Raw genomic sequence first — 12,573 nt, 5'->3', positions numbered from 1 at the left:
GCGGGGCGGGGGCGCAGGAGTGTCGAGGCGGAAAGTAGACTGAGAGGCATGACTGAGCTTCCTGTGCTGCCTGCCGCGCGCTCGCTGCGCGCCGTCCTGGGTGAATGTTTAGCCGCCTGCGGGGTGCTGCCCGAAACGGAATCCGCGGGCGTGCTGGATTTGCCGCGTGCCAGCCGGGTCTGCCTCGTTCTCGTGGATGGCCTGGGGGCGGAAAACCTGGTGGCGCGCATTGGCCACGCACCCACCCTGCGGGCTCTCACCGCGCGCGAACCGCTCACCTCCACCGCGCCATCCACCACCGCGGCCGCCCTCACCACCCTGGGCACCGGGGAACTCCCCGGGCGCACTTCGATGCTCTCCTACTCCTTGCGTTCCCCGCGCACCGGCCGCAATTTCTCCCTGATTAGCTGGGAGGATAGCGGGCTTGATCCGGAGGAATGGCAGCCGGTCCCCACCTGGGCGCAGCGCCTTGAAGCCGCCCGGCCCGGCATAGCCAAGCAGCTGGGAGCCATCCAAGATCCGGACCATATCGGTTCGGGGCTAACCCGGGCCGCCTGGCGCGGCTTTACCGCGATCGGAGGCCCGGCCCTCGATGACCGGGTGCACCTAGCCGCGCGTTTTCTGCGCGAGGGCGGGCGTTTCGCCTACCTGTACTGGGGGGACGTCGATCACCGCGGGCACCGCTGGGGAGCCACCAGCGAGGAATGGACCATGGCGCTCGAAGATCTGGACGCTGGTATCCGCCTGCTCACCCGGCTGCTCCCCCCGGATACCCTGCTGGTCCTCACCGCTGATCACGGCATGGTCGATCCGAGCGAACGCATCGATGTAGCCACCACGCCGGCCCTAAGCGAGGGCGTGGATCTGTATTCCGGGGAAGAACGCGCGGTGCATCTCTACACCCGGGAACCGGAAGCGGTGGCGGCACGCTGGCGGGACTACCTGGGGGAGCGCTCCTGGATCTACACCAAAGAGGAAGCCATCGCCACCGGCATGTTCGGGCCGGTTACCGCGCAGGCACGCGAAGCCATGGGGGATGTGCTCGCTTTCCAGCGCGGCCGCCTGAGCGTGGTCCACACAGGGCAGATGCAGCCGGGCGCCACCTTTATGCGCGGGGTCCACGGTTCGCTTACCCCCACGGAAATGCTGATTCCCCTGCTCCTGGAGCTTAAATAGTGCTTCGCAAATGCGTAGCGGCGTGTGGCGGCGGGCACGCGTGGCGTTAGCGCGCCAGAGCGGGCACTAGCGCGCTAACACTAGTCCTTTTTACCGAAGACGATCTCATCCCAGGACGGCATAGTGGGCCGATCCGTACGCTTGCGCCCGCGCCGTGCCTCGGTAGCTGCCGGAGCGGCTTTCTCCGGCGCGCTAGCCGGGGCCGTTTTCTCGGGAACCGGTGCAGAGGCTGCCGTGGGTGCCGGCGCGGGAGCCGGACTCTCTGTTGCTGTACCACTAGCTGCATCCGTACCACTCGGTTCCGCGCTCGCACCGGAGGCCGCCCCAGCACCCGCGTCAGAACCAGCACCCGCATTCGAACCGGAAGCCGGGCGGAGCACCGGGGCCGGCACCAGCTCCTCCGGCTCTAGCAGCGCCCGCTGGCCGGGCAGCTGCCCCTCACGCGAGGGCAGGGAAACAATGGTGGCCGGAGCCCGCAGCTCCTCCTCATCCTCGGGAGCCCGATGCGCCCCATCCCATTCATCGGGATCAACGTCATGATCGGCATCCGGCATGGGCCGTGACTTACCGCGCTGAGAATCCAGCGAGGCCAGCACCTCATCAATAGAGGCACGCGCCGGGGGAGTATCCACCGCGTTCGGGAGGGCCGCCGCCGGGGAGGACACCGCGGCGGGAACCGCCGCGGGCGTCGTCGTACCGGAAAAAACAGGATCCGCACCGCCCGGTACCACCGCGGGGGTGTGATCCGGGCGCCACGGGCCGGCATCGGCCGTGAGAGAGGTTTCCGACAGCCAGGACGCCTCATCATTGCGCGCCTGGAGAGTGTGGCGATCCGTATCGATAAACCAGCGGGCCTCGTGCTCGCGGCCGGCAGAGATAAACCGCACAATCAGCGCCCAGGGCTGCCCGGCCTCACGCACCGCATCCCACGTAATCGACGCGGTATCCACATCGCGGGCAACCAGCCGCGATGTGACGAGTTCTTCAACTGTGAAACCTCCCACATCGCGCCCGAGAGTGTAGTTCCGGGCCTGTGCGGCGGTGTAATTGCGCTCGGCAATAATGGGGTGAGCCAGGGCGGAGATACGCGAAGGGGGCAGTGCAGCCATCTCGGAAATATCGTCAACACTGCGGCCGGCCCGCACCAAAGCTTGGATTTCACGCGGCCCCATCGGAGTGATTTCCTCATCCGGAGCGCTGGGATGGGGATCCTTACGCAGCGCCGCCCGCAGATCATCAGTGACGGGCAGCAGGTAGCGATTGCCCTCCTCATCATTAAGCGTGAGGTTGTGACCGTCGGGTTGCAAGCCGAGCAGCTCCAGCTTTTTCATCTCTTCCCTTACTCTTGGTACCACTCTTAGGGTGCCACCTCCGGGCCCGAAAAGCAGGCATTGGGCGCGGGTGTGTTTCCATGTGGCGCGGGTGCTGTTACACTAAGCGCGCAGTACCACCCGTCAGGACCATACGCGAGGGCGGAAAGATCCGTTTCTCGCGGGTGGACGCCGGTTCGTGCGGAATCCACCGCGTGGACCCCGGCACTTTTGGAGAGTGACTTTATGGCAACAGATTACGATGCTCCGCGCAAGCAAGACGAGGAGCTCCGCGAGGATTCCTTCGAGCAGCTCGCCGGGCGGCGCTCGGACCAGCAATCCGGTGCGGTTGACGAGGACGAGGTCGAAGCGGCCGAGGGCTTTGAGCTGCCCGGCGCTGACCTGTCCAATGTTGAGCTATCCGTCAATGTGATTCCGGCCCAGGATGATGAATTCACCTGCTCGCAGTGCTTCCTGGTTCACCACCGCTCCCAATTGGATCACGTGGAAGATGGCCTGCCCGTTTGCGTGGATTGCGCGGGCTAGCGGGAAACGAGCATGCGTGCGGCGGTTGAGCTTGCGGCACACGAAGAAGAAGTACGACGACGCCGCGGCCCACGGGCCGCGGTATCTCACTACAGTGCATCCCTAACGGTGGGTGCATTCCACGAGGGTGAGCTCCCTCAGTAGACTAGAGGGAATGAAGGAATCGGGACGAGGAGTATAAGCATGGCATGGTTCTCACGGCGGAAGAAAAACGAGGCCCCGGCATCGCAGCCGGACGAACGTGACGAAGCCGGCCAGGACCTCGCCGCGGATAACTCCGGCGTGGCGGATGGCGGCGCGGAAGGCGCCGGCGCTGGTGGTTCCGATGCCGTTGCCGGTGACGCGGCTGCTGCCGCGGCCGGCCCGAAAGAACGCGGCCCCTATGATGAATCGGAGGCACCGGAGAATCCCGCCCTTATTGACGGCGGGGCCCTGCGCCTGCCGATTCTGCCCGATGCCACTATGCAATTCTCGGTGGATCGTGAACGCCAGGTCGTGCTCGGCGTGGTTTACATGATGGGCGATTCCGCGGTGCAATTACAGGTTTTCGCCGCCCCGAAATCCACCGGCCTTTGGGAGGACATCCGCGTAGAAGTTATCTCCTCCATCGCCAACCAGGGCGGGCGCTTCCAGGAAGCCGAAGGGGAGTACGGCCCGGAAATCCAGGCTCAGATGCCCGCGGAGAACGGCCGGGTGCCGGTGCGCTTCATCGGTATTGACGGCCCGCGCTGGCTGCTGCGGGTAGCTGTGACCGGGCGCGGGGCGGTAGATCCCGCCCGCGGCACCGAAGTACTCCACCGCGTTCTCGATGATTTGGTGGTGGTGCGCGGTACCCAGGCCATTCCGCCGCGCGAATTACTTCCCCTTGCCCTTCCCCAGCAGGGCGAACCAGAACCTGAAACGCCCGATACCGGTATTGAGCTACCCAAGCGCGGCCCGGAAATCCAAGAGATCCGCTAGTTAGCTAGATAGCTAGATAGTTAGGTACCTATGGCTACGCCGGTGTGGGTGACGGGGGATATTATCGCCATCACGTACCCGGGCGCCCCGGGAGGAAACGGGGCACACACCCCGGAGGTACGCATCGCCGTGGAAACCACCGCGGGGCTCCTCACCCTCATTTTCCAAGGGCGGCGCACCATCGATTGCGTGCGGGTCGGGGACCGCATTCGCGCCCGGGTGGTGCCATTGCGGCGCCGGGGCGTGCTGGTAGCATATAACCCGGAATACACGGTGCTCTAGCGAGCGCCCCGCACCCGTACCGCCCACGTCATAAGCCGGGAGGCCCCATGGATACCACCACACCCGGCGGCGGCCTGCGCGCGGTGCTCGGGGAAGAATTCGACGCCTGGAAAGCTATCGGCGGAGTACGCGGCGTTATAGAAGCCAATGTTCCCGCCCTCGTTTTTGTCATTATTTATTTAGCCACCCGCAATATTCCCTTGGCGGTGCTCGTGCCCCTGGGCATGGCGGTCCTGGCCATCCTGGTGCGGCTCATCCAGCGTATTGATGTGATGCCGGCTCTCGGCGGGCTCTTCGTGGTGGGAATCTCCGCCTTCTTTGCCTGGCGTTCCGGGCGCGCGGAAACCTATTTCCTACCCGGCTTCCTCACCAACGCCGCCTACGCGGTAGGCGTGACGATTTCCCTCCTCATCCGGCGGCCCATTATGGGCTATATCATCGGGATGTTGCGCGGGGATATTGCCAGCTGGCGCAGCGCCTCTCACCCGGCCGCCCGGCTCACCTACCGGCGCTACACCCGCATTACGTGGCTGTGGCTCGCCATGTTCGCTGGCCGCGTCGTCGTACAACTACCCTTCTTTATCAGCGGTAATACCGCGGCGCTGGGAGTCATCAAAATTATTGCCGGGCCGGTGCTGTTCTGCCTGATCCTGTGGGCCACCTGGCTGCTGGTGCGCGGCCTGCCGCCCGCCAGTACCTACCTGGAGCCTTCCGAATCCGCGGCGGATTCCCCGTCCGCATCCTGAGCGGGAGCCACCGGGCGGGGCCGGAAATAGTTCTTGAGGGCGGACATATCCACATCGTCCCCGCCGTCAATGAGAAGCACCTGGTCATCCACATCCACGATGAGATCGGCATCGGCCGTGAGGGGCACGCCGTCGCGAATAATAGCGTTAATGGCGACCCCGGCGGGAAGCTCAATATCGCTGATGGCGCTGCCCACCACCGGGGCCTCGGCGGATACCGAAACCTGCCACAGGCTCGCCCCGCTGCGGTGGAACCGCATGACCTGGGTGAGGGAGCCATCCGAGACCGCATCCTCCACCAGGGAAGCCATAATCCGCGGGGTGGATACGGTCACGTCCACCCCCCAAGCATCGGTGAAAAGCCATTCATTACGCGGGTTATTCACGCGCGCGATGGTGCGGGCGATCCCGAACTCGGTTTTCGCCAGCAAAGACACCACCAGATTCACTTTGTCATCCCCGGTGGCGCAGACGATAATATCCGCCTCCGCCGCGCCTGCCTCGCGCAGCGCGGGAACTTCGCAGGCATCGGCCAGGTGCCAATCCGCATCCGAAGCGCTCGAAATACGCATGGCGGACGGCTTCTTATCCACAATCGAAATGGAATGCTCGGATTTGAGGAGTTCGCGGGCCACCGACACCCCAACCGCGCCGGCCCCAATAATGAGAATATTCACTGCGCCCCTTCCGATTTGAGCAGCACATGTTGCACGCCGGAGGCATTCTCGGAAGCGACGAGCACTTTGAGGGTGTCCCCGTCCTGGATCACGGTGTCGCTATGGGGGAGGAGCCCGGCCAGACTGCGGATAATATAGGCGACCCGCGCCCCGGTTTCCTCTTCCACATCCGCCACGGTGCGCCCGAACCAGTGCCGATCCACCGCCACTTCAATAAGGGAAATCCGGGCGAGGGGATCGCGGAATTCGTGGTGGGGGCCCAGCGGGATGAGTTCGCGCAGCACCCGGTCCGCCGTCCAGCGCACCGGGGCCACCGTGGCGATCCCGAGCCGTTCGTAGATAATCGCGCGGGTCGGATCATAGACCCGCGCCACCACATTGGTAAGCCCGAAAGTTTCGCGCGCCACCCGGGCGGCGATGATATTCGAATTATCGCCCGAGGAAACGGCGGCGAAGCCGGCGGCGTCGTCGATATTCGCGCGCGCCAACACATCACGGTCGAAACCCACGCCGGTGATCTGCTGCCCCGGGAAATCTTCGGGGAGCTTGCGGAAAGCTTCGGCGTCCTGGTCGATAATGGCCACCGAATGGCCGATGGCGGAAAGCGAGAGCGCCAGCGCGGCACCCACGCGCCCGCATCCCATAATTACGAAGTGCACTACATTACGCTACCGCAAAGCGGGTACCGTATCCTAGTGATGAGAAAATTATCCTTCCTGGGGATGTCCCAGTACGTGGGCGCGGCCACCTGCGTGTGCCTGGCGGTGGTGCTCCTCCCGCGCAGTATTCAACGCGGGGCACCTTTCGCGAACCCCACCCTCGTGGGGGCGATGGCGCTGGCGGGTGCCGCGGTACTCGCGCTCGTGGTGGCGGCCACTATTGCCGCCTCCCGCGTGGTGCCCGGGAAAGCCGCCCACCAGGTGGTTTCCCGCTATATCTCCCCGGCTTTCGGCACCGTTGCCGCCGCCGCGCGCTTCGCCGCTTTCGCGCTGCTCCTGGTACTGGCCGCCGGGCTGGTGGGCATGGCGGTCAATGCCCTCACCCCGCTGGCGGTGGACGGGCGGCTCATTCAAATCCCGCTGGTGGTGGTGTGTGCCCTGCCCGCGCTGGTGCACTGGCGCCTGCCCCTGGCGGGGGCGCTGCTTGCCGTGCTGGCGGCGAGCGGGGTGATTATCGCAACTCTGGTGACCGGACTGGTGCGCGAGGCCCGGGGCACCGTTTCCCTCGCGGATCTCATCACGAACCGCGCCGAAGAACTCCCCGGTTCCCAAGCCATCCACCCGCTCGGAAATACCTTCGTCATTATGTGCTTCCTGGCCGCGGTGGTGCTGCTGGTGGGCGGACGCATCGGCACCGGGCGGGAACGTTTCCTGGGGCCGCGCGCCCTGAGCACCATTGCCGGGATCGCCGCGGTGGTGCTTTCGGGTACTTTCTACCTGGAAATGCGCCTGGATATTCTCACGGTCCCCGTGGGCCTGCCGAGCATCGTTATGGGCACCGCGTTCTGGGGGAGTGCCGGTCGTATTATCACCGCGATTGCTTTCGGCTTCCTGGGTTTGATCTGTGTTTTCGTGGTGTACGAACGTCTCCCGCGCCTGTTGCGGGAACTCGCCTTCGACGGCGCCCTTCCCGCTCGCCTCGCCGCCCCGGAAGCTTCCCGAGCCCGCAGCGGCGTGGTTTTGCTGGTGGCGGTACTTGCCGGCGCCCTCGGGGTATTTTTGTCGACGACGCACGCCGGCGTCGTCGCCCTTGTCTTTGTATGTTTCCTTATCTTCACGCTCCATTGCGCGGCCCTCTCTCTGCGCGGCGGGCAGATCCTCAAAACTTCGGAGCGGCGGGAAGAACGCCGGGCCGCGCATGCCTCGCGGTGGGGTTTTGCTTTCTTCGCGCTGGCGGGATTCCTTGTTTTGCTCGTCACGGTGGCCATGCAGCCGGCCTGGACGCTGACGTCGCTGGCGGCGGTGGCGGTGCCCACGGCGGGCATGCTCATCGCCCAGCGCGGGCGCGGAAAAATGAGCGCCCATCTCAAACCGCTGGATCTGGGGGCCGGGCGGCGCCTGCCGGTCCGCACCCACGCCGTGGTGCTGGTTCAAGAACTCAATTTGCCGACCCTGCGGGCGGTCACCTACGCGCGGGCGTTGCGCCCTTCCACCCTCACCGCGCTCACCGTGGATCTGAGCAAAAGCCGTACCGCTGCGCTGCGCGCCGCCTGGAGCCAGTCCCAACTGCCGGTGGGATTGACGGTGCTGGGCAATCCCACCAGCGGGGCGCGCGGGCCACTCGTGGATTATATTCGTTTCCTCCTCGATACCCACCCGCAGGATATTGTGCTGGTTATCGCCCCGAAGGTGGTCTCCACCACCCTGTGGCACCGGGTGTACCTGCGCCGTTCCGTGCCCGCGCTTTTCGCTGACCTGTCCTATGACTCGCGCCTCATGTTGGTGCAAGTTCCCTACCAAATTCATTCGGGAGAAGACCTGTGACCACCCCTGCTGCTCAATCTCATCATTCGACCGTGGATATCACCCTGGAGGATATCGGCCACGGCGGTATTGCCATCGGACGCGCCGAAGGCAAAGCAATCCTGGCTCGCTTCGGGCTGCCCGGGGAACGCGTGCGGGTGGCGCTCACCGAAGAACGTGCTCGTTTCGCCCGCGGGGATGTCATCGAGGTGCTCGGCGAGCCCTCGCCCTACCGCCAAGCCCACCCCTGGCTGGAAGCCGGGCCCGGGGGCGTGGGCGGCGCGGACCTGGGCCACGTGATCTTCGACTACCAGCACGAGTGGAAAACCCAGGTGCTCACTTCCACGCTGCGCCGCATCGGCGGGCAAGCGCTCAGCGATCACCTGGCGGAGCAGGGCATTGTTCCCGAAGTCGCGGCCTTGGAATCCGACCGCGCCAGTGGTGGTTGGGCGAGCCGCACCCGCATCGACGTCACCGTGAGCGCGGGGCGTTTCGGAATGTTCCGCGAAGGTAGCCGCGAGGTTCTTCCCATTACCTCCATGCCCCTCGCGGTGAAGGACATCGAGGAACTGGGGCTGTGGGATGGCAGTTACCTCACCCGGTTGGCTCGCACTATCGGCTCGCTGCGCGAGGGGCAGCGGGTACGTATCCTCGCCCCTTCGGCCAGCCCGGTGGCGGTGAGCATTGGCGGGCGCACCTTCGACGCGACCGGTGCGGAATGTTCACCCTTCGCGCGCGAAGAAGTAGTGGTGGGGGAGGACAGCTACCGCTACCGGGTACGGGCCTCCGGTTTTTGGCAGGTGCACCGCGAGGCACCGGCCACCCTCATCGATCTGGTGACCCGCGCGGCCGAGGTTGAACCCGGCGACCATATTCTTGAGCTGTACGCGGGAGCGGGGCTGCTCACCGTGCCGCTGGCCCGCGCCACCGGGGCAACCGGCCGGGTGGAGAGCCTTGAGGGTGCGCGCACCGCGGTGGAAGACGCCCGCGCGAACCTGCGGCCCTACCCGTGGGCGCGTGCCCGCACCGCCGCTATTTCGGTACGGGATATGAGCGACGCCGATATTCTCCTCGCCGATCCTCCCCGGAGCGGATTGGGAATCGCGGCGGCCCGGGCCGCCGCAGCCAGCCGCGCCCGTCGGATCGTCCTGGTGTCCTGTGACCCGGCCGCGCTGGCCCGTGATGTGGCCTCCATGGTGGAGTCCGGGCGGAGCGTGGAGTCCATGCGCGCCGTTGATCTTTTCCCCAATACCCACCACTTCGAAGTGGTGACAGCGCTGCGCTAAACTACGGCGCACTAAGCTGGGCCGCGCCAGGCCGCGCAGGACGGCGCCAGGCCGCGCTGAGCCGCGCCGGGCTCGTTACACGAGGCTAGGAGCGCACCGCGGCGGCAATCCAGCTGGCGGTATTCTCCACCTGCCAGGGGCGGGCCCCCAGTTCAGCCAGCGCATCGCCAATGGCGGGAGCGGTGCGCGCCACCCGGTGGCGCAAGAGGCGCGCCAGTTCGCGTTGCACGGCCGGTTTGAGAAGCACATCGTGGCGGATACCCAAGTCCGCCGCGCGTTCCTGAACGGCGCCGCGCACGTGATCGAGCAGGTGCGGAATGCCGCGTTCGGCACGCCGAGCGGGGCGGGCCGGTGCCAGTTCGGGAAGCTCGGAACTCGGCAGCGCCCAGGCCTTCGCTACCGCCTGCCACAGGGCCGGCGCTAAGTACTGTTTGCCTCCGCTGCGCAGCGGCCGGGAGGTACGCACATCGGCCAGGGAGCGCGGGCGGCGCCGCGCGAGGGCAGCGATATCGGAGCGAGAGAGCACCAGGTCGGGGGCGGTATCGGTGGCGCGGGCAATGCGATCCCGCTCCTGCCACAGGGCCCGCACCAGGGCAAGATCACGCCGGGAAGAAAAATCTTGGCGGTGGGTGGCGCGCCGCCACGGCTCCGCGGGCGCGGCTTTGGGCGGCCGGGTACGGATCTCTTCAAATTCTTGGGCCGCCCACTCCAAGCGCCCGGCCCGCTCCAGCCGCTCAAGCTGCACCTCGCGCAGAGGAGCGAGCAATTCCACATCGAGGGCGGCATAGGAACGCAGGTCATCAGCGAGCGGGCGTTCGGACCAATCCGCCTGCGAATGCTCTTTCGCCAGGAGCAACCCCAAATTTTCCGCCAGCTGAGTCTGTAAGGAAATATGCTCATCACCCAACAGCAGCGCGGCCACCTCGGTATCAAAAAGTTTGCCCGGCCCCGGGCGCAAACCGAGATCCTCCAGAGAGGGCAAATCCTGATCGGCGGCGTGCAAAATCCACACGGTATCGGCAAGAATCCCGGCCAGTTCCGGGTAATATTCCTCGTTTCCGATTGGATCACACAGCAGCGTTCCCGAGCCCTCGCGGCGCAGTTGTATCAGGTAGGCCCGGGCCGAATAACGGATACCCATGGCGCGTTCCACATCCACGGCCACGGGGCCACTCCCGCGCCGCAGCCTCGTCAGCGCGGGGCGATAGGCCGAGCCGGTGGTGAGCGGCGGGATGCCTTCGCGCGGGGTATCCACATGAATCAGGGTGGGATCCTCGCTCCAGCGAATAGAAGAAGACGTCATAACCTCATAACTGCTCAGACTAGGGGCCGCGGTTAATACTAGCGGGCCTGCGCAGGCCCGGGGCTGCCACGCGCAGCGGCGCCACTTCCCAGCGGGATTACTCCTAGCGGGCTGGCAGCGCCGTCGTTCCTTCCGGAGCTAAACCGCAAGCGAGGGCGATAAAATCCGCCCACGCTCGCACGTGATGATAAAGATCGGGGCTGCTCGGGGTCCAGGAGGCCCGCAATTCCAGTTCGGTGAGGGAGGAGGAAAGCTCCAGCCCGCCGAAAGTTTCGTTATACATGCGGGTGACGGTGCCGACCAGGTGGTGGTAATCAGCGCCGTGCGCATCCAGGGTATCGGCCAGCCACGCCCAGGCAACTTCGCCGAGCAACGGATCACCGGCCATCGCCGCATCCATCGGCGCCCCCATATGGCATACAATCCGGAAAGTTCCGTGCCAGGCCTCCTGACCGGCCGGGTCGTGGAGCACCACGAAGCGGGCGCCACCGCGATAGCTTTCCGGCTCCATCGCCGTCGAATCATTAATCTCAGCCTGCAGCGCAACCGCCCACGGAGCAATGCGTTTCGGGGGCGGTATCTGCACGATGTGCAGCTCGGGACGAAACTCGTGCCCGCGCAGGCTATCGAGCGCGGTGAGGAAGTCCTCGGGTGCATGAATCTGAGACACGCTCATTACCGTAATGCGCCCGCGCGCGGGTTTTAGCCAGGCGCGCCGCGCAGGTAGGATGGCGGCATGTCTACACTCTCGCTGTCGCGGATCGATGACACCACCTACCTGGAGCTGGCTGCCGGCCACGGCCTGCCCCTCGAGCAGCTGCCCGCCTGGGACCGCTACGAGGATGCTCTGCCCGGCCACGCGCCGTTTGGGCGTTTCCTATGGCGCGATAGCGCAGGTGCACCGCGTGCCCTTATTTCTCTGACCCGGATGGAAGGGCGCGGTTTCACCTACCTGTGGGCGAAAAAAGGCCCGGTGTGGCTCGGGGAACAGCCCGCGGCGGCGGAAGAACGGGAGTTCCGGACCGCGCTGGCGCAGCTGGTGCGGGGCGCGGACCGCAGCCTCGCCTTCATGCGGATTCACGCCTGGCACCCGGCCCCGGACCTGCACGAATTACTGCAAACGGTCACCTATGATCGCACCGTTATGGTCGACGTCGCACGCCCGGATGCGGAGATCCGGGCGAGTTTCTCCAAGTCGGGGCGCCGCCAAGCACGTAAAGCCGAGGCGGAGGGCCTGGAATTTTGCGATGAAACGGAGCGGGCCCGGGAGGTTTTCCCGGAGCTATACGCCATTCTCACCGAAACGGCCAGCCGGGATGATTTCGGGGCGGCACCCATGAGCCAATACGTGACCATGCTGGAATCCCTGGGCCCGGACCACGCCCGGCTTTTCGTGGCGCGCGCGGAGGGGCGGGCGCTGGCCTGGCAGATTGTGCTCGCTACCGATGACCTCGGGGAAGCCTATTACGCGGCAACCAGCGCGGAAGCCCGCCAGCGCCACGCCTCCATGTTTATGGATCTGCACACCATAACGTGGCTGCGGGAAACCGGGCGGAAAGCTTATGACCTGATGGGGGTGCATTCGGAGCGCGCCCCGCAATTGGAAGGCGTGACCGGCTACAAACAAAAATTCGCTGCCGAGTTCACCGAGGTGGCCGGTGCCTGGGATGTGCCGCTGCGCCCGCGCTACTACCGCGGTCTCAAGCTGGCTCTGCGCGCTAAGCGTGCCGCGGTGGGGGCGGTGCGTGCCTCTGCGGGGGCGGTGCGCGGTGTGCGCGAACGCCTAGGCCGGCGCGCAGGCAAAGCCTCCTAGTCTCCTAGCCTC

At 65.8% G+C, this 12,573-nt stretch carries 13 protein-coding genes; 8 read left to right on the top strand and 5 right to left on the bottom strand.

The features are described 5' to 3' along the window. Positions 1–48: 48 nt before the first annotated feature. Positions 49–1,176 (top strand): alkaline phosphatase family protein, encoded by a 1,128-nt coding sequence (locus ACRQHG_RS04565; protein ID WP_435713449.1) that lies wholly within the window; start codon positions 49–51, stop codon positions 1,174–1,176. A gap of 80 nt (positions 1,177–1,256) precedes the next feature. Here ACRQHG_RS04565 and sepH read toward each other — a convergent pair whose 3' ends face one another. Further along, positions 1,257–2,507, bottom strand: a complete 1,251-nt coding sequence (gene sepH, locus ACRQHG_RS04560; RefSeq protein ID WP_435713448.1) for a septation protein SepH — start codon at positions 2,505–2,507, stop codon at positions 1,257–1,259. A gap of 225 nt (positions 2,508–2,732) precedes the next feature. Here sepH and ACRQHG_RS04555 point away from each other — a divergent pair, with 225 nt between their 5' ends. The 4 genes from ACRQHG_RS04555 (at position 2,733) to ACRQHG_RS04540 (ending at position 5,020) form a co-directional block, all read left to right on the top strand. After that, positions 2,733–3,032 carry a DUF4193 domain-containing protein gene (locus ACRQHG_RS04555; RefSeq protein WP_016442648.1) on the top strand — a complete coding sequence of 100 codons (300 nt, stop codon included), beginning with the start codon at positions 2,733–2,735 and terminating at the stop codon, positions 3,030–3,032. Between the two features lie 183 nt (positions 3,033–3,215). Next, positions 3,216–3,992, top strand: a complete 777-nt coding sequence (locus ACRQHG_RS04550; RefSeq protein ID WP_435719609.1) for a DUF3710 domain-containing protein — start codon at positions 3,216–3,218, stop codon at positions 3,990–3,992. Between the two features lie 30 nt (positions 3,993–4,022). Beyond that, the gene (locus ACRQHG_RS04545) at positions 4,023–4,274 is read left to right on the top strand and encodes a hypothetical protein (RefSeq protein ID WP_026428833.1); all 252 of its coding nucleotides are present in this window, start codon (positions 4,023–4,025) and stop codon (positions 4,272–4,274) included. Positions 4,275–4,321: 47 nt separating this feature from the next. Next, positions 4,322–5,020: a DUF3159 domain-containing protein gene (locus ACRQHG_RS04540; protein ID WP_435713446.1), complete on the top strand. Its 699-nt coding sequence runs from the start codon at positions 4,322–4,324 to the stop codon at positions 5,018–5,020. On the opposite strand, the gene ACRQHG_RS04535 is transcribed toward ACRQHG_RS04540, so the two are convergent. Further along, the gene (locus tag ACRQHG_RS04535; RefSeq protein WP_435713445.1) at positions 4,972–5,697 is read right to left on the bottom strand and encodes a potassium channel family protein; all 726 of its coding nucleotides are present in this window, start codon (positions 5,695–5,697) and stop codon (positions 4,972–4,974) included. The genes ACRQHG_RS04540 and ACRQHG_RS04535 overlap by 49 nt on opposite strands. Then, complete coding sequence (locus ACRQHG_RS04530) at positions 5,694–6,341, bottom strand: potassium channel family protein (RefSeq protein ID WP_435713459.1); 648 nt, start codon at positions 6,339–6,341, stop codon at positions 5,694–5,696. The genes ACRQHG_RS04535 and ACRQHG_RS04530 overlap by 4 nt, the downstream gene beginning before the upstream one ends. A 54-nt stretch (positions 6,342–6,395) precedes the next feature. Between ACRQHG_RS04530 and ACRQHG_RS04525 the strand changes: the two genes are divergently transcribed. Together ACRQHG_RS04525 and ACRQHG_RS04520 are read left to right on the top strand one after the other, a co-directional pair. Continuing rightward, entirely contained in the window at positions 6,396–8,180 is a 1,785-nt protein-coding gene (locus ACRQHG_RS04525; RefSeq protein WP_493927409.1) for an APC family permease, read from the top strand. Further along, positions 8,177–9,445: a class I SAM-dependent RNA methyltransferase gene (locus tag ACRQHG_RS04520; RefSeq protein WP_435719608.1), complete on the top strand. Its 1,269-nt coding sequence runs from the start codon at positions 8,177–8,179 to the stop codon at positions 9,443–9,445. Before ACRQHG_RS04525 ends, ACRQHG_RS04520 begins: the two co-directional genes overlap by 4 nt. Positions 9,446–9,530: 85 nt before the next feature. Here the strand turns inward: ACRQHG_RS04520 and ACRQHG_RS04515 are convergent, their stop codons facing one another. Both ACRQHG_RS04515 and ACRQHG_RS04510 read right to left on the bottom strand, forming a co-directional pair. Beyond that, complete coding sequence (locus tag ACRQHG_RS04515; protein WP_435713442.1) at positions 9,531–10,748, bottom strand: HRDC domain-containing protein; 1,218 nt, start codon at positions 10,746–10,748, stop codon at positions 9,531–9,533. A 103-nt stretch (positions 10,749–10,851) separates the two neighbouring features. Beyond that, positions 10,852–11,424, bottom strand: a complete 573-nt coding sequence (locus ACRQHG_RS04510; RefSeq protein WP_087070693.1) for a DUF3000 domain-containing protein — start codon at positions 11,422–11,424, stop codon at positions 10,852–10,854. A gap of 60 nt (positions 11,425–11,484) precedes the next feature. Between ACRQHG_RS04510 and ACRQHG_RS04505 the strand changes: the two genes are divergently transcribed. Continuing rightward, positions 11,485–12,561 carry a lipid II:glycine glycyltransferase FemX gene (locus tag ACRQHG_RS04505; RefSeq protein ID WP_435713440.1) on the top strand — a complete coding sequence of 359 codons (1,077 nt, stop codon included), beginning with the start codon at positions 11,485–11,487 and terminating at the stop codon, positions 12,559–12,561. Positions 12,562–12,573: the final 12 nt, after the last annotated feature.

The sequence above is a fragment of the Actinotignum vesiculae genome (genome assembly GCF_051267215.1).
In the GTDB taxonomy this organism is placed as follows: Bacteria; Actinomycetota; Actinomycetes; order Actinomycetales; family Actinomycetaceae; genus Actinotignum; species Actinotignum schaalii.
The sequence above is the reverse complement of the archived record's forward strand: the minus strand, read 5'-3'. Positions and strand labels throughout refer to the sequence as shown.

Excerpts from the sequence above, each read along its gene's own strand:
- sepH (WP_435713448.1), bottom strand. The coding sequence starts at position 2,507 with ATGAAAAAGCTGGAGCTGCTCGGCTTGCAACCCGACGGTCACAACCTC.
- ACRQHG_RS04510 (WP_087070693.1), bottom strand. The coding sequence starts at position 11,424 with ATGAGCGTGTCTCAGATTCATGCACCCGAGGACTTCCTCACCGCGCTC.
- ACRQHG_RS04505 (WP_435713440.1), top strand. The coding sequence starts at position 11,485 with ATGTCTACACTCTCGCTGTCGCGGATCGATGACACCACCTACCTGGAG.
- ACRQHG_RS04545 (WP_026428833.1), top strand. The coding sequence starts at position 4,023 with ATGGCTACGCCGGTGTGGGTGACGGGGGATATTATCGCCATCACGTAC.
- ACRQHG_RS04555 (WP_016442648.1), top strand. The coding sequence starts at position 2,733 with ATGGCAACAGATTACGATGCTCCGCGCAAGCAAGACGAGGAGCTCCGC.
- ACRQHG_RS04565 (WP_435713449.1), top strand. The coding sequence starts at position 49 with ATGACTGAGCTTCCTGTGCTGCCTGCCGCGCGCTCGCTGCGCGCCGTC.
- ACRQHG_RS04540 (WP_435713446.1), top strand. The coding sequence starts at position 4,322 with ATGGATACCACCACACCCGGCGGCGGCCTGCGCGCGGTGCTCGGGGAA.
- ACRQHG_RS04530 (WP_435713459.1), bottom strand. The coding sequence starts at position 6,341 with ATGGGATGCGGGCGCGTGGGTGCCGCGCTGGCGCTCTCGCTTTCCGCC.
- ACRQHG_RS04525 (WP_493927409.1), top strand. The coding sequence starts at position 6,396 with ATGAGAAAATTATCCTTCCTGGGGATGTCCCAGTACGTGGGCGCGGCC.
- ACRQHG_RS04550 (WP_435719609.1), top strand. The coding sequence starts at position 3,216 with ATGGCATGGTTCTCACGGCGGAAGAAAAACGAGGCCCCGGCATCGCAG.
- ACRQHG_RS04515 (WP_435713442.1), bottom strand. The coding sequence starts at position 10,748 with ATGACGTCTTCTTCTATTCGCTGGAGCGAGGATCCCACCCTGATTCAT.